At 70.6% G+C, this 19,204-nt stretch carries 13 protein-coding genes; 5 read left to right on the forward strand and 8 right to left on the reverse strand.

The window, feature by feature from the left end; genetic code table 11:
• Positions 1 to 105: 105 nt before the first annotated feature.
• Positions 106 to 951, reverse strand: a complete 846-nt coding sequence (locus STRIP9103_RS46930; RefSeq protein ID WP_086019296.1) for a creatininase family protein — start codon at positions 949 to 951, stop codon at positions 106 to 108.
• 78 nt (positions 952 to 1,029) lie between these two features.
• On the opposite strand from STRIP9103_RS46930, the gene ribA reads away from it, so the two are divergent.
• From ribA to STRIP9103_RS23090, 4 genes are all read left to right on the forward strand, one after another.
• Positions 1,030 to 1,689, forward strand: coding sequence for a GTP cyclohydrolase II (gene ribA, locus STRIP9103_RS23075; RefSeq protein WP_009320053.1), 660 nt, complete (start codon positions 1,030 to 1,032; stop codon positions 1,687 to 1,689).
• 281 nt (positions 1,690 to 1,970) lie between these two features.
• Positions 1,971 to 3,116: an NAD(P)/FAD-dependent oxidoreductase gene (locus tag STRIP9103_RS23080; RefSeq protein WP_009320086.1), complete on the forward strand. Its 1,146-nt coding sequence runs from the start codon at positions 1,971 to 1,973 to the stop codon at positions 3,114 to 3,116.
• Positions 3,113 to 4,159, forward strand: coding sequence for a saccharopine dehydrogenase (locus tag STRIP9103_RS23085; RefSeq protein ID WP_009320049.1), 1,047 nt, complete (start codon positions 3,113 to 3,115; stop codon positions 4,157 to 4,159). The genes STRIP9103_RS23080 and STRIP9103_RS23085 overlap by 4 nt, the downstream gene beginning before the upstream one ends.
• Before the next feature lie 40 nt (positions 4,160 to 4,199).
• On the forward strand, positions 4,200 to 5,354 hold the full coding sequence (locus STRIP9103_RS23090; RefSeq protein WP_009320084.1) for a saccharopine dehydrogenase family protein: 1,155 nt from the start codon (positions 4,200 to 4,202) through the stop codon (positions 5,352 to 5,354).
• 297 nt (positions 5,355 to 5,651) lie between these two features.
• Here the strand turns inward: STRIP9103_RS23090 and STRIP9103_RS23095 are convergent, their stop codons facing one another.
• On the reverse strand, positions 5,652 to 8,765 hold the full coding sequence (locus STRIP9103_RS23095; protein WP_009320051.1) for an AfsR/SARP family transcriptional regulator: 3,114 nt from the start codon (positions 8,763 to 8,765) through the stop codon (positions 5,652 to 5,654).
• Positions 8,766 to 8,918: 153 nt separating this feature from the next.
• Here STRIP9103_RS23095 and STRIP9103_RS23100 point away from each other — a divergent pair, with 153 nt between their 5' ends.
• Entirely contained in the window at positions 8,919 to 11,138 is a 2,220-nt protein-coding gene (locus tag STRIP9103_RS23100) for an ATP-binding protein (RefSeq protein WP_009320076.1), read from the forward strand.
• Here STRIP9103_RS23100 and STRIP9103_RS23105 read toward each other — a convergent pair.
• The 6 genes from STRIP9103_RS23105 to STRIP9103_RS23130 all read right to left on the reverse strand — a co-directional run bounded on the left by STRIP9103_RS23105 (position 11,048) and on the right by STRIP9103_RS23130 (position 19,119).
• Positions 11,048 to 11,473 (reverse strand): hypothetical protein, encoded by a 426-nt coding sequence (locus STRIP9103_RS23105; RefSeq protein ID WP_048820807.1) that lies wholly within the window; start codon positions 11,471 to 11,473, stop codon positions 11,048 to 11,050. The two genes, STRIP9103_RS23100 and STRIP9103_RS23105, sit on opposite strands and share 91 nt — an antisense overlap.
• Positions 11,470 to 12,714, reverse strand: a complete 1,245-nt coding sequence (locus tag STRIP9103_RS23110; protein WP_009320082.1) for a glycosyltransferase family protein — start codon at positions 12,712 to 12,714, stop codon at positions 11,470 to 11,472. Before STRIP9103_RS23110 ends, STRIP9103_RS23105 begins: the two co-directional genes overlap by 4 nt.
• Before the next feature lie 157 nt (positions 12,715 to 12,871).
• Positions 12,872 to 14,098 (reverse strand): serine hydrolase domain-containing protein, encoded by a 1,227-nt coding sequence (locus STRIP9103_RS23115; RefSeq protein WP_009320092.1) that lies wholly within the window; start codon positions 14,096 to 14,098, stop codon positions 12,872 to 12,874.
• A gap of 26 nt (positions 14,099 to 14,124) precedes the next feature.
• Positions 14,125 to 15,609, reverse strand: coding sequence for an MFS transporter (locus tag STRIP9103_RS23120; protein WP_009320042.1), 1,485 nt, complete (start codon positions 15,607 to 15,609; stop codon positions 14,125 to 14,127).
• Positions 15,606 to 16,187, reverse strand: a complete 582-nt coding sequence (locus tag STRIP9103_RS23125; RefSeq protein WP_048820808.1) for a TetR/AcrR family transcriptional regulator — start codon at positions 16,185 to 16,187, stop codon at positions 15,606 to 15,608. The genes STRIP9103_RS23120 and STRIP9103_RS23125 overlap by 4 nt, the downstream gene beginning before the upstream one ends.
• 112 nt (positions 16,188 to 16,299) lie before the next feature.
• Positions 16,300 to 19,119, reverse strand: coding sequence for a P-loop NTPase fold protein (locus tag STRIP9103_RS23130; protein ID WP_009320062.1), 2,820 nt, complete (start codon positions 19,117 to 19,119; stop codon positions 16,300 to 16,302).
• Positions 19,120 to 19,204 lie beyond the last annotated feature (85 nt).

Here is a 19,204-nt window from a genome sequence, read left to right on the forward strand (position 1 = left end):
GGGGCTGACCGTGGCCGTCGTCTACGGCGTGCTCAGCTTCGCGGCCGGCCTGCCCGGGGCCGCCGTACTCGTCGGACGCTGGTACGGCTCCCTGCGGGCGCGCCGTCAGTCCTCCGAGGAGGCTGTCGCCGAAGGAAGTTCCGGCGGAACCGCTCCCTTGTCCCAGGCGTCCGAGGTGACCACGGAGAAATACGCGCCGAAGGACTGGACCAGTGCTGCCAGCAACTCCTGCCCCTTCACTGCGGACGCCAGGGACGGACGGCCGATGACACCGGAATCGGTGTAGGCCGACATACCGAGGGAGAGGAGATGACGGCGGTCGTCGGCAAGGAAATCGGTGGTCTCGTGACCGGGCCGGACCAATTCGGGATGGCAATGCAGAAGTATGGAGGTCTCTATTTCTCCCGCATGCATATCACTGAGCAACGAGGTCTCTACACCCGCCCGTTCGCGTGCGGTGTCCCAGTCCTCCATGGCTGGGAAAAGCGCCATTCGATGTCCCTCCGCGGTGGATTCCTGGACGACATTTCCCAGGACGTAATTCCCACCGTGTCCGTTGACCACGACCAGCGCCTCGACGCCCGATCGGCGCAGGGAGGCGGCGATGTCGCGGACCACGGCGTGCAGGGTCGTCGCGGAGATGCTCACCGTGCCCGGCCAGGCCGCGTGCTCGTGCGAGCAGGCGATGGTCACCGGCGGCAGCAGGTGCACCGGGTACGCGGCGGCTATCTCCCGGGCTATGGCACAGGCCACGAGCGTGTCGGTGGCCAGCGGCAGATACGGGCCGTGCTGCTCGAAACTGCCGACCGGAAGCACGGCCACCTGCCGGCCGGCGCCCGCGCCGCGCGCCCGTACGTCCGCGGTGGTGTCGGCGGGAAGCAGCCCGGACACCGTCGACTTCGACCCGCCTCCCTGGGACTGCGTATCGGACCTCGATCCCGAACTGCTCATCTTTTCACGGCCTTTCGTCTCTGCTGATGCTCCGTCATTTTCGCATGACGTCAGGGCTTACCAGATAGGAACCAGATCATGACAGAAAATGTTGGCGTACTCGGCGCGAATGCCCAGTCCTCCGGTGCCGTACGCGTGGTGAATGCTCCGCTGCCCACCTCCTACGGCGACTTCGAGGCCGTAGGCTATCTCGACCAGGACCGCGGCGAGGAACAAGTGGCGCTGGTGTACGGCGACATCAGCGGCGGCGAGGGAATTCTGATCCGGCTGCACTCCGAGTGCCTGACCGGTGACGCGTTCGGCTCCCAGCACTGCGAATGCGGCGAGCAACTCGACAGCGCGCTCAGGGCGATAGTCGCCGAGGGGCGGGGCATCCTCGTCTACCTCCGGGGCCACGAGGGCCGGGGCATCGGTCTGCTCGCCAAGCTCCAGGCGATGAAGCTCCAGGCGGAGGGCCTGGACACGGTCGAGGCGAACATCGCCCTCGGTCTGCCGGTGGACGCCCGCGACTACCGGGTGGCCGCCGAGATGCTGCACGACCTCGGCGTACGGTCGGTGCGGCTGATGTCGAACAACCCGCGCAAGCGGGAGGCGCTGCTGCGGCACGGCATCGACGTCGCCGAGCAGGTGCCGCTGCTGATCACGCCGTGCGAGGACAACATCACGTATCTGCGTACCAAGCGTGAGCGGCTCGACCACTATCTGCCGCACCTGGACGCGGTGGTCCACTCCTCCTGAGTCGCCGCTCCTGAACGCCGGGGTTCGCGCGGCGGCCGTCATCGGGTGCCCCACCCGACATCGGCCGCCGCGCCCGCCGGACGACCCCTCGGAACACATCAGCACCCGCCGGACGACTCCTCGGAACACATCGACACCCGCCGGACGACCCGCCGGACCATGTCCGCGCGTGCCGTCGCTTCGGCCGAGTCCGCGGGCGAGCCGCATGAACGTTCGCCTGCGGTGGAAGATCTGACTCCGTCGGGCAGACCGACCACGGTCGGACGAAGGGAGCCGCGTTCGTGATCCGCAGCGCACGGGTCGTCGTCATCGGCGGCGGTGTCATCGGCACGAGCATCGCCTATCACCTGGCCGCCACCGGCGTGGACGACGTCGTCCTCGTCGAACGCGACGAACTCGCCTCCGGCTCCACCGCACGGGCGGCCGGCGGCGTACGCGCACAGTTCTCCGACGAACTCAACATCCAGCTCGGCGCCCGCAGCCTGGAGGCGTTCGACCGGTTCGGACAGGAACTCGGCCACGACATCGGCCTCCACCGCGTCGGCTATCTCTTCCTGCTGTCCACCCCCGACGACGTCGCCCGCTTCGAGGCGAGCGTCGAGGCGCAGAACGACCTGGGCGTACCGAGCCGCATGATCGACCCCGCCGAGGCCCAGCGGCTCTCCCCGCTGATCAGCACCGAGGGGCTGCTCGCCGCCGCGTTCTCACCCGACGACGGGCACTGCACCCCCGAGTCGGTGGTCCACGGCTACGCGGCCGGTGCCCGCCGCCATGGCGCGACCATTCTGCGCAAGTGCGAGGTGCTGGGCATCGAGACCTGGCGGGACACCATCACGGCGGTGGTCACCAGCAAGGGCCGTATCGTCACCGACACCGTCGTGTGCGCGGCCGGCGCCTGGTCCCGGTCCATCGGCGCCATGGTCGGCGTGGACCTCCCGGTGGAGCCGCTGCGCCGCCAGATCGCCGTCACGGAGCCGGTCGCGGACCTCCCGCCGGAGCTGCCCATGACGATCGACTTCACCAGCAGCCTCTACTTCCACACCGAGGGCCCCGGCCTGCTCGTCGGCATGTCCGACCCCGATGAACGGCCCGGCTTCGCCACCGAGACCCATGACCGCTGGATCCCCCGCCTGTACGAGGCCATGCAACACCGCGCCCCCGCCCTGCTCGACCTCCGTCGCACGGGAGGCTGGGCCGGCCTGTACGAGATCACACCGGACCACAACGCCCTGATCGGCGAGGCCACCTCCTGCTCCCGCTTCCTCTACGCGACCGGTTTCTCCGGCCACGGGTTCCTCCAGGGCCCGGCGGTCGGCGAGGTGGTCCGCGACCTGTACCTCGGGCGCGTACCCTTCGTCGACATCAGCCCCCTGAGCGTCGACCGCTTCTCGGCCGACGCACTCCGTCCGGAGGTCAACCTCGTATGACCGAGCTCTACTTGTGGCTCCGCCATGAGACCCGCTCCACCGAACGCCGCACCCCGATCGTGCCGGCCGACGCACGCCGGCTCATCGAGAGCGGAGCGAGGATCACGGTCGAGGACTCCCCCCAACGGGCCTTCCCCATCGAGGCCTACGAAGAGGCCGGGTGCCAGATCGCCGACCCGGGATGGTGGGTGTCGGCGCCGCCCCATGCGGTGATCATCGGACTCAAGGAACTGCCGGACGAGCCGACGGAGTTGACCCACCGGCACATCTTCTTCGGCCATGCCTACAAGGGGCAGCCCGGCGCCGAGACCCTGCTGCGCAGGTTCGCGGCCGGTGGCGGTTCGCTGCTCGACCTGGAGTACCTGGTGGACGACCAGGGCCGCAGGCTCGCCGCCTTCGGCTTCTGGGCCGGTTATCTGGGCGCGGCCCTGGCCGTGCTGCACCACCGGGACGCTCTGAGTGCCCCGCTGGTGCCGACGACCAAGGAGGAGTTGGAGGCCCGACTCCGCTCCTCGCGGGGCGAGTTGAGCGCTCTGGTGATCGGTGCCCTGGGCCGCAGCGGACGCGGTGCGTCCGCCGCGCTCGGCGAGGCCGGTGTCGAGCCGACCCGCTGGGATCTGGCCGAGACCCGTGACCTGGACCGAGGGGCCCTGCTGGCCCATGAGCTGATGGTCAACACCGTCCTGACGACGAGCCCGGTCCCGCCCTTCCTGACCGACAAGGACCTCGACGGCCCGGACCGCCGGCTGCGGACCCTCGCGGACGTCACCGTCGACGTCGGCTCGCCCATGAACGTCCTGCCGATCTACGACACGACCACCGACTGGGAGCACCCCGTACGCCGGTTGCGCGAGCAGCCCCCGCTCGACCTCATCGCCATCGACAACCTGCCCTCGCTGCTGCCGAGGGAGGCGAGCATGGACTTCTCGGCGGCGCTGCTGCCGCAGTTGCTGGAATTCGAGGCGCCGGAGGCGGGCGGACCATGGGGGCGCTGTCTGGACCGGTTCCGTCAGGCGTCCCGCGAGGTGGGCAGCACACCATGACCGCTGCTTGAAAATGACATCGACGAAGGGGAGTTGCCCGATGGCTGACGTCGTTCCCGCGAGCGGTACCGTCCACTGGGTCGGTGCCGGTCTGTCCACGGGCAGCGGCCTCGCGTCGTTGTGCGAGACCGCCGCGTCCGTACGGCTGTGGCACCGCACCGAGGAGCGCGCCGAACAGGCCCTGGCGGCACTGGGCTTGACGGGACGCGCCGAGCCGCGTGCGTACACGCTGTCGGCGCTGGCGGCCGAGCTGGCTCCCGGGGACGTGGTGGTCTCGATGCTGCCGGCCCCGGAGCACGCGCCGCTGCTCGGGGTGTGCGTGAAGGCGCGGGCCCACTTCGCGTGCTCCAGCTATGTCTCGGACGCGGTGCTCGAACTGGTGCCGGCGGCCGAGGCGGCGGGTGTCACCGTCCTCACCGAGGCGGGCCTCGACCCGGGCATCGACCATCTCTTCGCGCACAGCCTGATCGCCCGGGCGAGCGAGGCGATCGGCGCCGAGACGGTCGCCTCGTACACCCTCACCTCGTACTGCGGCGGCGTCCCGGCCGTGCCGAACGACTTCCGGTACCGCTTCAGCTGGGCACCGGCCGGGGTGCTGAGTGCCCTGCGCTCACCGGCGCGTTACATCGAGGACGGCGCGGAGACTACGGCCCCGCGCCCCTGGGCGGCCACCCGCCCGCATGTCGTCGACGGTGAGACCTTCGAGGCGTACCCCAACCGGGACAGCGTGCCGTTCATCGACCAGTACGGGTTCCCGGCGGCCTGGAAGCCGCGGACCTTCGTCCGCGGCACCCTCCGCCTCGACGGCTGGCTGACGGCCTGGGCCCCGGTCTTCGAGGAACTCGACCGGGGGGACGACGAGCGCATCGCCGCCCTCGCCCAGGAGCTGGCGGCCCGTTACCCGACAACGGACACCGACCGGGACCGAGTGGTCCTGGCCGTCTCCCTGGACGTTCAGGCGGGTTCGGGCACCGCCTGGACCGGCCGCTACCTCCTCGATCTGACCGGCACGGCCGAGGAGAGCGCCATGGCCCGCTGCGTCTCCCGCCCCCTCGCCCTGGGCGTCGGACACATCCTCGACGGTTCGCTGCCGGCGGGGCTGAGCCGGGCGGCGGAGACGGGGGAGCGGTCGGAAGAGTGGCTGGCAGAACTGCGGCGGGACGGGGTCGCGTTCGCGCTGCGGGTGGGGCGGTAAGGGGGTTGGGGGCGGTTTGCGGGCCGCCCCCGGTAGGTGTGTCAGGCGGACTTCGCCGTGGCGGCGGCGTACATCGCGATGAGGGTCGGGATGCACGTAAAGATTGCAATCTTCACTGCAGCAAGCCTTTGCTGCGCACGACGAGTCGCCTCGTGGGTGTGCTTCAAGGGGGGCCTTTCGGGGCAGATTTCGATTACCAGTACGTAGCCAGAGCGGCTGTTCGTATAGGTCTGGATCTTATCGAATCGGGCGTCGAATGCATTCCCCTGAGCGGAAAGTCGTCGATCTTGTGTGCAGTCAGACGCGCAATCGGTCAGACTTGATCATTTGCGTGCGGATACGTTTCAGCTCCTCCTCGGCCCGCGCCTCCTCCTCGGGCGAGTGAATGCGCCGGGCCGCCTCAAGCGCCGACATGAGGTGGCCCACGGCGGTCACCGCCCGACCGCGAGCGAACTCGCAGCTGCCCAGGGCACGTTGCGCCTGGATCTCCTCCAGGGCCGCACCGATGTCCCTGGCGAGGGTGAGCGCGCGCTGAAGGTGGTCCACGGCCCGATCGACGTCGGACAAGTCCTGGTGGGCGCGCCCCAGCCGAGTGAGTGCGATCGCCTCGTTCTTCCGCGCGCCCATCCGGCGGAAGACCGGTAGCGCCTCCTGGCACAAATCGATCGCCGTGGTCGCGTCGCCCGTCGCCAGGTGGGCCTCGGCGATGTTGATCTGCAAAATCGCTCTGTCCGAAGGGTTTCCGGTGCTCTTCACGATCCGCAGCGAGCGCTCCAACGTCCGTCGGGCGCCCACCGGGTCACCGGTCTCGATCAGCAAATGGCCGAGGTTGTTGAGGGTCTTCGCGAGCATGCGCTGGTCGTCCGCGTACTCGAAACCGGCGATCGCGGCCTGGAACCATGTCCGTGCCTGCTCATGCTCACCGAGGTACAGCAGGCAGATGGCGATGTTGTTCTGGCAGCGCGTCTGCCGCCAGCGATCTCCTGTCGCGGCGCACAGCGTCAAGGACTCCCTCTGGAAGGCCAGAGCCTGCTGGAACCGGCCCAAGTGCCAGTACAAAATGCCCAGTTCTCGCAGTGCGTCGGCCTCGGCATCCCGGTCGCCGATGGTCCGCGCACACGCCAGAGCCTCCTTGGCGACCCGGTCCGCCTCCTCGAAACTCCCGGTCGCCGTGTACACCGGGCTCAGATCCAGCAGCGCCCGGCACAGGGCGTCGTGACGACCGATGCCGCGCCAGTGGGCGACGGCCGCCTCGTGCAGTCGTACGGAATCCGTCCAGTAGCACTCGCCGTCGAGGAACCCCGCCAGGACGTGGCTCAGCTGGGCGGCCCGCGTCCGCGCCCCGTGCTGCCGCAGATGCCGCTCGGTGCTGAGCAGGTTCTGCCGCTCGGTGGTGAACCAGGTCAGGGCGTCGGCGCTGGTCCGGGGCGTGGGCCAGGGCGGTGACGGTGCGGCGGTGTCCGTGTCGTGCACGCGCGGACGTATCCGGCGTGGATACAGCAACCGGTCGCAGTGGTCCGCGGTACGGACGTAGTGGTCGACGAGCCGAGCACGTGCCGCCTCGCGGTGTTCATCGGTGTCCTGGGCCGTGGACAGCAGGTGGGCGTACTCGCCGAGCAGGTCGTGGAAGCGGAAGCGGTTGGGGACCGGTTCCTGGAGGACATGGCATTGGAGGAGTGATTCGAGCAGCCGTTCCGTTTCATCGAGAGGGCGGCCGAGGAGGGCGGCTGCCGCCTGGGGACCGAACTCGGGGCCCAGGTGGAGGCTCAGCAGACGGAAGCAGGACCGCTCGGCGGGGGAGAGGGTCTGGTAGGAGACCTCGAAGGCGCGGGCTATCTCCGAGTAGCCGTCGCGGATCTGGGCGAGGCGGTCCGTGGTGCGGGAGAGCAGTTCACGCAGGACGGTGAGATTCCAGGAGGGATGCGCGCTCAGCCGGTTGGCGGCGATCTCGATCGCGAGAGGCAGGTACCCGCAGAGGCGGACGATCTCCTTCAGTTCCTCCAGCTCCGCGGACGCCTCGGCGCTCGTGGTGTCCGTCGGTGCTTCAAGTCCCGCGAACTCCCGGAACAGGGCCACCGCGTCCGCCGCCGGCAGCACGTCGAGCGCCAGCGAACGCCCGCTCGGCAGACCGACCAGCCGGCGACGACTGGTGATGATCACGAAGCACTCGGTGTTGCCGGGCAGCAGGGGCCGTACCTGCTCGGGGCCCGCCGCGTCGTCGAGGATGATCAGGGCGCGCCGGTGGCCCAGGGCCTGGCGCCAGAGCGCGGCTCGTTCCTCGACATCGGTCGGGATGGAGTCCGGGGGCACTTCGAGGAGACGGAGGAGGGTCGCGAGGGCGGCTTGGGGGGAGAGGGGTTCCTGGCCCTGGGCATGAGCGCGCAGGTTGACGTAGATCGAGCCGTCCGGGAAGCGGTCTCCGAACTCGTGGGCCGCGCGAATCGCCAGCGCCGACTTGCCGACTCCGGCCATTCCCGAGATGGACTCCAGGGTGACGATCGCGCCGTCGCGCGAGGCCGTGTCGATGGCGGTGCGGATCCGCTCCATCTCACCGTGACGGCCCACGAGCGGTGCCTGGCGGGGAAGACGGTCGGGCACGGGACGCGGCCGTCGGGTGTCGGCGGAAGGCGGGACACGGACCTCCGCGGGTCCTCGGATGAGCTCGTGGAGCGGGCCCCGGCCGAGGATGTGCCGGTGGATGCGGACCAGCTCCTCGCCGGGATCCGTGCCGAACTCGGACCTGAGGATCCTGCGCACGCGCTGATAGAGGTGCAGCGCCTCCGCGTGGCGCCCGCTGCCGTAGTAGACGATCATCAACTGGCCGGCGAGGGCCTCGTCGCCGCGGTACTCGTCGACCAGAGCCGACAACTCGCCCGCCATCTCGGCGAACCGGCCGAGCCGCATCTCCACGGTGATGCGCGCGGTGACGACGCCACGTCTCTTCTCCGCCATCGTGCCGCGGATTCGCTGCGCCCACAGACCGGGCAACCCGGCCAGCGGCTCCTCCCAGAGACGCTCCGCGTCCCGTAACAGCGCGGCTGCCCGGGCGTCGTCGCCCTCGGCCGCGACCGTTCCGGCCCGCTCGGCGAGCCGGACGAAGCGGTGCCAGTCGACGGTGTCCGGGGCGGCGACCAGGGTGTACGTGTGGGTGCGTTGGGTGATGGCCGGGGTCGTCGAGCCGGGCTCGGCGGTCCGGATCGCCCGCCGGATGCGCGAGACATAGGTGTGGACGTTCTCCCGGGCGCGTGCCGGGGGATCGTCCCAGAGCCGGTCGACGAGGGTGTCCAGCGGCACGGGGCGACCGATGTCGACGGCCAGGGCGGCCATGAGCAGTTGTTGCTTGACGGAACCGAGACCGAGCCGGCGCTCCGGAGTGCCGAGGCCGACGGGGCCGAGAACATGGATCTCCACCAGCGTTCCTCTCGCCGGCACCCGTTCCTGGACTGCGCAGACTGCACAGAATGACACCTCGGCATCTGGGAAACCAGACATCGCTCGAACTGTCGGCCGAATCTTTGTCCTTTATCCGGGAGCGGTGGCGGGTAGGGCACCTTCGATGCGTGTATGCGGCACCTGTCGGTGCCCGTCGCGGGCTCGGATTCGACCACGGGGGCGGAGGGCATGGGCGGCGGCACAGCGGGGATCGGCGGCATCGAGGAGCCCGGGGGGAGCGCGAGCTCCCTCGGGGGCGGCGACGGTGGCCAGGTGAACAGCCTTGGTGGGGCCGCGCGGGTGACCGGCACCGTCGTCCAGGCACGCGACGTGCACGGCGGGGTCCACACGCACCTGCCACCTGTCGTGCCCCCGATGCCGGTGCCACGTCAACTGCCGCCACCGGTACGGCACTTCACCGACCGAGAGGGCGACCTCGCCGCGCTCGGCCGGCTGCTGCCGCGTCGCACGGGGCTCGTCGTGGTGACGGGACCCGCCGGTGTCGGGAAGACCTCCCTGGTCACCCGGTGGCTGCGCCGGATCGGCGACGACTTCCCCGACGGGCAGCTCTACGCCGATCTGCGCGGTCACGACATCGCGGACGCGGCGGGGCCGGGCGAGATCCTCGGGCGGTTCCTCCGCTCCCTGTACCGAGGTCCGATACCGGCGGACACGGCCGAACAGAGCGCGCTGTGGCGCTCTCTCACCACCGGGCTGCGACTCGCCGTCCTGCTCGACAACGCCTGCACGGCGGCCCAGACCCGTCCGCTGCTGCCGGGCTCCGACGACAGCCTCGTGGTCGTCACGGGCCGCCGCCGGCTGACCGGGCTCGGCATCGACGGGGCGGCCTTCCACACCCTGGATGTCATGCCGCCCGACGCGGCGGAGGAACTGCTGATCAGAGGAGTCGGCCGGGAACGGGTGGCCGACGACCCGGCGGCGGCGCGCGAGGTGGTCGACCTGTGTGGGGGCCTGCCCCTGGCGCTGTGTGTGGCATCGGCCCGGCTGGCGGCACGCCCCCGGCAACCACTTCGCGCCCTGGCCGAGGCGCTGGCCCGGCCCGCCGACCGACTGGCCGTCCTGGCCGTGGAAGGAGAGACGGCGGTGCGTGGCGCACTCGACGAGTCCTACCGGGCCCTGCCCGCCCCGGCGGCTCGGCTCTACCGTCTGCTGGGCCAGTTGCCCACCCCCGAGTTGGACAGCCGGCTCGCCGCGGCGGCCGGTGCCCTGACCCTCGACGAAGCGGACGGACTGCTCGACGTGCTCGTCGAGTCCCACCTCCTGCAGGACCTCGGCGAGGACCGTTACCGGTTCCACGACCTCATCCGCCTCCATGCCCGTCAGCACGGAGCCGACCACGAGCGTGCCGAGGCACTGCGCAGGGCGGGCGACTGGTACCTCGCCACCGCCACCGCCGCCGAACAGCTCATCACTCCCGCGCAGTTCACCCTGGAACGCGCCGACCACCTCCGACCCGACCTGGAACCGCCGTTCACCGACGAACCCGGCGCCCTGGCCTGGCTCGACCACCACCGGGTGAACCTGATGGCCGTACTGCGCGCCGCGGCCGAACGACACTGGTCCATGCTGACCTGGCAGCTCGTCGACGCCATGTGGCCGCTCTTCCTGCGTCTGCGCCACTACGACCTGTGGATCGAGGCCCATGAACTGGGGCTCGCCGCGGCCCGGCGCGCCGGGCACGCCGAGGCGGAGCGCCAGATGCTCAACTCCGGTGCCATCGGTCTGAGCGCGGCTCGCCGTTTCGACGAGGCGATCACCTGGTACGCCGCCTCACGGGACGCGGCACGTGTCGCGGGCGACCGCCGTGACGAGGGTCAGGCGCTGCTCGGCCTCGGGGCCGCCCACTTCGAGGCGGGACGGCGGGCCGAGGCCGTACCGCTGTTGGAGCAGGCCATCTCCCTCTGGGAGGAAGCGGGTTACCCCCGGGGCACCGGGCTCGCCCGGATCGTCCTCGGCGAGATCGCGCTGGCCGCGGATGATCCGCTGTCCGCCGTCGCGTATTTCGAGGGCGCACACGGCATTCTCACGGAGGTGCGCGATCCGCACGACGCCGCGCGCGCGTTGGCCTTCCTGGGGCGGGCGCGGGCCCGCACCGGGGAGCACGAGGCCGGCGTGGACCGACTCCGGGCCGCCCTGGAGATGTTCGAGCGATCGGGCGCGCTGCACTGGCAGGCCCGTACGCTGGAGATGTTGGGCCAGTCCGCCGAGGACGCGGGCGACGTGGCCGCCGCCCGCGACTACTACCGCAGGGCGTTGCCGCTGTCCATGACGGTCAGCGCGGAGGACACGCGTCGGGTGGAAGCGCGGCTCGAAGGCCTGGCCGGGGCGTGATGTGCTGGGGTTCGGCTTGCGGCCAGCCAGTCGCCGTCCGGTAGCGGCAGCAGGACGAGGAGGCAGCCGGGATGGGTGGCGAGGAGCCCCGTCGCCTCCTGGGCCGCCGTATGGGCGTTCGGCCTCGGCCGGTGTCCGACGAGGATGTCCGCGAGGTCGTGGCGGACCGCCGGGCCGTCGATGTCGATCCACAGCCAGTCGGAAGAGTGGTCCGGTGCCAGGGGGACCCCCATGAGCGGGAGGGAGCCCCATCGCGGCGGAGCCGCACAGTGACACGGCCCCGCGCCCTTGAGGGGCGCGCTGGTGGCCGGGAGGTCGGAGTCCGCTGTGTTCACGCCGGCACTTCCAGGTCGCTGCCGGGCCAGATCAGTGTCGCGTCCGGTGGCGGAAGGGGACGGGCCAGCGGATCGTGGGCCGGCTGGCCCAGGCCCAGCAGCCGGTACAGCAGCGCCCGCATCCCGCGGTTGAACCGGCCCGGTTCCGAGGTGATACGGGCTGCCACCGCCTCGTACGCGGGCCTGTGGTACTCGGCCGCCGCGTACGCGAACTGGCCGGTCAGGGGGTGGAAGGGGGAGAGGGCCGGAGCCAGCAACGCCAGTTCGGCGGCCGGGGACACCGGGTTGGTCTCGCTCTCCGACCCGCCGGCCAGGATGATCGGGGCTTCGGTGAGCGTGGCGTACAGGGTCACCGAGCCGTGGTCGCCGATGACGAGGTCGGCGGCGCACAGGACGGGACGCCAGTCCATGTCCGGGGGCACGACGCCGAGTCCCCGTTCCGTCCAGGAGGCGAGCCAGGCGCGTACCTGGCGGGAGCCGTGGCCCGACCACACATTGGGGTGGACGAGGACGACGAGACGGTGGATGTCGGCGCGGAGTTCGTCGATCAGCCGGGGCAGAAGGGTCTCGAAGCGGGCGAAGGACGACTCGGGGCCCCAGGTCGAGGTCACCGCGATCAGACGTTGTCCCTCGCGCAGTCCCAACGCCCGGCGGTAGGAGTCCCGTTCGGGAAGGCTCGCGGTGATCCGGTCGTGGGCCGGGTCGCCGACCACATGGGCGACGGGCAGGGCCTCGGGGCAGGAGCGGGCGAGGGCGTCGCGGTCGGCCTCATGGGCCAGGACGACCGCGGCCGGGAGCTTCCCGCCGGGCACGAGGTCCTCCCGGCGCAGGCCGAAGACAGGTGAGCCCGCCGCCCCGGCGAAGCGCTTGAGGAAGCAGGCCCCGTGCGGCAGCAGCACCACCCGGGCCCGCACCCGGTCCATGGCCCGCGGGCCGGCCGCGATCGCCAGGTCGAAGTCGGTGCGTGCCGCCTCCTTCCAGGGCAACACCACGCCGCCCGAGCGGCGCAGGTACTGCTCCGTGCCGTCGCTCAGTTCGTGCGGCGGCACGGTGAACACCACCTGGATACGGAAGTCCGACTCCAGCAGCGAGACCACGTCGAGCAGACGCTTGACGTAGGTGACGGTGTGGGCGACCACCAGAACGGTTCTGCGTCCGGTCAGCGTGAGCCACTGCCGGGCCGGAGTGTCCGTGGACTCCGACAGGCGCGCGGACCGGGCGGGTGCGCTGAATGCCGACATGACATCCCCCGTGTCGTACAGCCGATTGGGTACGGTGCGCTCATCCCCACGCGACTGGACGGTGCCCTTGCCCGTTCCTTGCAGAATCCTTGCTCGTTCCCTGCTCGGGCCGCCTGCTCGGATTGTCGCTACGGCTACGGGGGCTTTGGGCCGTGGTTCATCCCACCACGGCCTCGTGCACCAGCCGTTTCAGCTCCGGGTAGACGGAGGAGGACGAGCGGCGTCGTACCTGCGTCAGGAACTGGACTGTCAGATCCCGGAGCGGGTCGACCCAGAAGGTCGTGGTGGCGGCGCCGGTCCAGCCGAAGGTGCCCTGGGAGGACGGGCTTTCGGTGGCGGCGGGGTCGATGACCACGGAGACGCCGAGGCCGAAGCCGACGCCCACGTTGCCGGGCTGGCGGTGGAAGGGGCTGCCGTAGGAGTGGATGTCGGCGCCGCCCGGCAGCTGGTTGGTGGTCATCGCGGTGACGGACTCGGGGGAGAGGAGACGGACGCCGTCGAGTTCGCCGCGGCGGCGCAGGAACTCGGCGAAGCGGTGGTAGTCGCGGGCGGTGGCGACCATGCCGCCACTGCCGGACAGGAAGCGCGGACGGCTGCGCAGGGGCAGACCGGGGACCGGTTCGATGGAGCCGTCCTCCTGCTCGCCGTACAACTCGGCCAGTCGGCCCGTCTGTTCGGGGGTGACCTGGAAGCCGGCGTCCGTCATCCCCAGGGGACCGAGGATCCGCTCGGCGAAGAACTCGTCGAGGGCCTGCCCCGACACCACCTCGATGATCCGGCCGAGGACGTTGGTGGAGACGGAGTAGTTCCACTGCGTGCCCGGCTCGAACTGCAGCGGCAGGCTCGCGTACTCCCGGCAGGTCTCGGCCAGGTTGGCGCCGGGCCGTACGGAGGTCTCCAGGCCCGCGTCGCGGTAGAGCGCGTCCACGGGATGGTTGTAGTAGAAGCCGAAGGTCAGGCCCGAGGTGTGGGTCATCAGATGGCGGACGAGGATCGGCTGTCCGGCAGGGCGGGTCCGGGTGTCGGGGCCCTCGCCGGACTCGTACACCTGTGGCTCGGCGAACTCCGGGAGATAGCGGGCGATCGGGTCCGTGAGGGACAGCTTCCCCTCCTCGACCAGTATCAGCGCCGCCACCGACGTGACCGGCTTGGTCATGGAGTAGATCCGCCACAGGGTGTCGCTCTCGACGGGGAGCTGGGCCTTCCGGTCGCGCCGGCCGTAGGCCGTGAGATGGGCGACGCGGCCGTGGCGGGCGATGGACAGCAGGTACCCGGGGAGTCGGCCCTCGTCCACCTGACGGGCGAGGTACTCGTCCAGGCGGGCGAGGATCTTCGGGTCGAGGCCGACCTCGTGCGGCTCGACCTCTTGGCGCAGTCGTTCCATGGTGGTTCTCCTCCGGTTGGCCCGGGTTACGGCTCCCATACGTGCTTGACTTCATCGTTCCGTACGGACCGCGTTCCACCCCTCTCGGGACCGGCGGGTCGAGGCATTCGTCCGGCAAGTGGCGCACCCAGCGCCGACACGGCGGCCAGCAGCAAGAACGCGGGCCCGCTGCCGACGGGCACGAGGGTCGCCGCGGCGGCCACACCCAGCGTCGGGCCGACGTTCATCGCGGTCTGCTGGAGCCCGCCCACCACGCCCGCCGACTCGGGCGGCGCATGCCGTACGACGACCGCGGTGGCCGTCACCATCACCGTGACGAATCCCGCGCCCAGCAGCAGAAAGCCGACGCCGATCACGACCGTCGACGAGCCCGGGCCCAGCCGCGACAGCGCCAGCACCCCGGCGGTGAGCAGCACCGTCCCGGTCAGCGTCGTCGGGCGGGCACCCCACCGCCGCAGCAGCACGGCCGCGACCGGCGCGCCCAGCACCATCATCACTCCGCCGGGCAGCGCGACGAGGCTCGTGCGCAGCGGGCTCATGCCGAGGACGTCCTGAAGGACATGACTGCCGACGAACAACGCGCCCAGCATCGCCGCCGACGCGCTCACCAGCACTCCGAGCGCCGCCCCGACCGTCGCCGACCCCAGCACGGCGGGCGGCAACAGCGGGTCGGGGGCACGCCGCTCATGCCGTACGAGGGCGTAGGCCGTGGCGGCGGTCGTCAGCAGGCCGAGCACGCCGGTCATGGTCCAGCCGTGCTCCGGTATCCCGACGAGCGTGTGCACGAGCGCCGCCAGGGCGACGGCGAGCAGGGCGGCGCCGGGGAGGTCGAGGGAGGTGGTGGCCGGGAGTCCGAGGGGGCCGGAGGCGGGGAGGCCGAGGGCAGTGGAGGCGGGGTTCCGTCGTGCCGCAGGCTGCCGTACCACCAGCGCCGGCACGCCCATGACCAGCGCCGGTGCGACGTTCAGGAAGAACACCGCGCGCCAGCCCAGCTCGGTGACCAGTACGCCGCCCACCAGTGGACCGGCCGCGGCGGCGACCCCGATGGCGCTGGTCCGGAGCGCGACGGGCATCCCGAGCCGGTCGGGCGGGAACGAGGCCCGCAGCATCCCGAGCGTGGCGGGCTGGAGCAGCGCCCCGAAGACCCCCTGGACGACCCGCAGCCCGATCACCCAGCCGACCCCCGGCGCGAAACCGATGCCCGCGGAGGCCGCGCCGAAGCCCAGCACGCCCCAGGCGAAGACCCGTTGATGGCCGTACCGGTCACCGAGCCGCCCGGCGAACACCAGCAGACTCGCCACCGCGATCAGGTAGGCGGTGCTGGTCCACTGCACGGCGGCGAAGGAGGCGCCGAGGTCGTGCCGCAGGGCCGGCTGGGCGATGGTCAGCACCGTTCCGTCGAGGGCGACGATCACGGCGCCGAGCACGCTGTTGGCGAGGGCGAGACGGCGGTGCGCTGCCGGTGTCGCAGGCTCCTGGGCGGCGTCGTCCACCGCGACGGCCCGCTTCACCGCCGCTCCTCGCTGCCGAGGTGCGCGTCGAGCGCGGAGCGCAGCAGCGGCGTGAAGTCATCTGCCCCCGTGGTGAGTTGGAGACTTCCCCAGGCCCACAGCTGGGCGATGCCGTACAGGTTCGCCAGCAGCGCGCCCGCGACGAGCCGGGCGTCGACGTCGGGGCGGGCGCGGCCCACCAGATCCACGAGCAGCCCGAAGACCGGCAGACTGGCCTCGCGCAGCCCCAACGTGTTGCTCTCCAGCAGGTCATGACGGAACATCAGCTCGTGCATGCCCCGGTTGGTGAGCGCGAAGTCGAGATACACGCGCCCCAACGTCGCCACCTGCTCCCGCGGGCTCGCCGTACCGTCCCCGATCGCCGCGGCCCCTCTCGCCGCCAACTCCTCGAAGCCCCGGCGCGCGATCGCCGACAGCAACTCCAGATGAGTCGGGAAGTACCGACGCGGCGCGCCGTGCGACACCTCCGCCCGCCGCGCGATCTCCCGCAGCGACAACGCCTGCACACCCTCCGACGCCACCAACTCGACCCCGACGTCGATCAGCCGGGCCCGCAGCCCGGTGCTTCGCTCGTTCATGGACACTGTCTACCAAGATCGAGTAGACAGTGTCTACTCGAATGCCGCGACGATGGTGGCGCTGGTGTCGTGGATCGCGTGGGTCAGGTCGGCAGCGCGTGAAGTCGTGCCGTCAGCCCTGCGGGTGCAGGGGGCACGGCTTGAGCCGTGGCGGGGAGAGCACGGGTGTCACGACCGGGGAGAGCGCGGACGTCATGACCGGGGTGAGTCCCCAGGCCAGGCGGACATCGCTGATGAGTGAGCGGGCGCTGTGCGGTGAGACGCCGAGTTCGAGCCGGGCCTCGGCGAGGAAGCGGGGATGGCCTTCCGGCGCTCGGTCCATGGCATCCGTGCTGCGCTGGTCGAAGGAACCATCGCCGAAGATCTGGAGAAGCGTCAGACCGAAGTACGCGTAGGCAGACGCCTCTTGGATCAGCGGGGTGGCCTCCTCCGGCAGGTCGACCGCGCTGGACCCGGCTGACGCGGGCTCGGCGGCGAACGCCTCCAGGGCTTGTCGCACGGTGTCGGTGCGGCAGTCACAGGCGGACCGCAGCAGATCCATGAGATCGCGGTACCGACTGAGCACGGCCATGTTCGCGGGCGTCCACTGATGTCCGCTCAGGAGGGTGCGGAATCCCGCGAGGGTCTCGGCGACCTCCTCGAGGACGAGGTGGCGCGAGATGTCGGTGAGTTCGACGGAGCCGATCTCCTTCTGCATTTCCACGATGCGGCGTCCGTACCTGATCAGATCGCGTGGAATGCCTCCCGACAGGCCGTGGGCGAGCAGGACATAGGGGCGGGGCTTGTCGTCGCCGTCGGGTGCCAGTCCCGGAGCCCGTTTGCGGATGATGTCCCACGACTCTTCGAGGGTGCACGGCTGGACGTGGACGACGTCGTCCAGCGAACTGTCGGTGGAGTCCCGGTGCGGCAGGCCGCGACGGACGAAGGCGGCGCCCACGTCCTCGGCCACCGAGACGACGTAGAAGACGTGGGGAACACCGAATATGGCCTTGACCTCGCTGAGGAAGGCCAGTGCCTGCTCGGCCGAGCCGAGACGGTCGAGCTCGTCGATGGTGATGATCGTGCGACGGCCCCGCACGGAGAGGTGCCGGGCGATCTCGGCCAGCAGGGTGCGGAAGGTCGCGACGAGTTCGGGGAAGTTCACCGGCACCGAGGACAGCGACGAGGTGTGGGCACTTCCCAGACTGGCCAAGGGGGAGACGGTGGAGGTGACTCCGGCCGAGGTGGTCTGGACGGTCCTGAGCCGGTACAACTGGTCGCGGCACCGGGTCACGAGTGGCGGCTCCGGCGGCCTGGGCCGCCACAATCCCAGGAACAGCAACAGCGAGCCCGCGACGATCCCCACCAGACGAGCGTGATTCTGGGGGTCCAGGACGATCGCGACCGCGTCGTCATTCCTGCGGACCAGCCAGACGAAGCAGGCCAGACAGCCCAGGGCCGCGGGGGTGAACAGGCGCGGAGCCGGAATGAGCCGTCCTTTGACGTGAATGGTCTCCAGCCCATGGCCGAGGAGCCAAAGGATCAAGGGGGAGAGGAGCAGAAGGATCAGCAGAGCGGTGTACCGGTCTGTCAGCGCTCCCGTGTGTTCGCGTATCTCACCGTCCGCCAGGAGCGACCCGGGTACGACGATGAACAGGGCCAAGGCCGTGACGAAGGAGAGGGCCCTGGGCGTGGCACGCAGCCGCCGACGCCAGCGCGTGGAATGACGGAGAATCCAGACGGCCAGCCCGATCAGGGTCAGGAACATCCCGACACCGACGTTGTCGCCTCGCCAGACCTCTCGGGCCAGGTCGGCACACCAATGACCCGCCGAGGTGACCCATGAGCGCACGGTGGTGACGTGTTCCCGCCACAGGGAGCGCACCGTCGAGAAGGAGCCCAGAGCGACGAGCACGGCTGCGGGGATGCCGAAGAAGGCCGTGCGCCGTAGCCTCCGCAGGGCGGACTGCGCTCGGCGCAGCGCCCGTACGAAACCGGAGAGTCTGATCAGGGGCGGCACGGCGTACTTCTCGTGCCCGATGTACTGCTCGCAGACGTCGACGCACAGCGAGAGAAGGAAATCGTGCGGCGTGTACGTGGCCGGCACGTGCGCCTGGATCGCGAAGTCGCCCTCTTTCAGAGCGCTGTCCAGCAGGGTGCTCTTGCCGACACCGCGCGGACCGCACACCGCGACAGTGCCGCCGTCCAGGATCGCCAGTTTGCCCTCCAACTGGAGGGCCGCGCGGCTGGGCACCACATATTCGAGATCTCGCGCCGCCCGCAGTCCGTCGTAACGGTCCGGCAGGAAGACGGAATCGGGGTCGGGGCCCAGGAGCGTGTCGATGACCCGGTGGACCACGGGTGTGACGCCGTTGTGCTGAAGGTCGCGTTCCCATGTCCGCGACGCGGCCCTGATGTCCCTGGCGCGGAAGGGCAGTGACACCAGCTGCTGGATGATGACGGCCTGAGTCCTCAGGTTCCGCCGGGAACGGTCCCGGCGGTCGATCCACCACAGAAGCGTTCCCCAGAGAAACATCAACGGTGCGACGGTGAGGCCGAAGTGGAGGAAGCTCGGGTCGGGCTCGAGCCGTATGGCGAACCAGACGACGGAGGCGACCAGGGTGAGCCAACCGATGGCGGTGCGGACGTCGATTCCGACTTCGGCTCTCGCCTGCGCCAGCCGGGTCCTGACGGTGTGCGCCTGCTCGACCGCTCTTCGGTAGCGGGCGTAGGAGTCCGCGCAGGGCTGCATGGCCCCAGCGATGTTCGGCTGAGTGTGCATCGCCGTGCGTACCGCCTCGGCCGTCACCCCGTCGCGGGTGCCCAGGCGTCGCTTCACCCGGAAGTCGTTGAGGCATGCGTCGACCGTTCTCTCGTAGACGGCCCCCTCCGCGGGATCCGCCCAGCCGGTGAACGATATGCCGGATGGATCCTGCGCCCCCGAACCCGTCACCGGCCACTCCCCTCGCGACATCGACGCCGCGTGAGTGTATCGGGACTCTGCGGACACGCCAGGGTGTCGGAGGCCGGATATGTGG

The sequence above is a fragment of the Streptomyces ipomoeae 91-03 genome (assembly GCF_000317595.1).
Classification (GTDB): Bacteria; Actinomycetota; Actinomycetes; order Streptomycetales; family Streptomycetaceae; genus Streptomyces; species Streptomyces ipomoeae.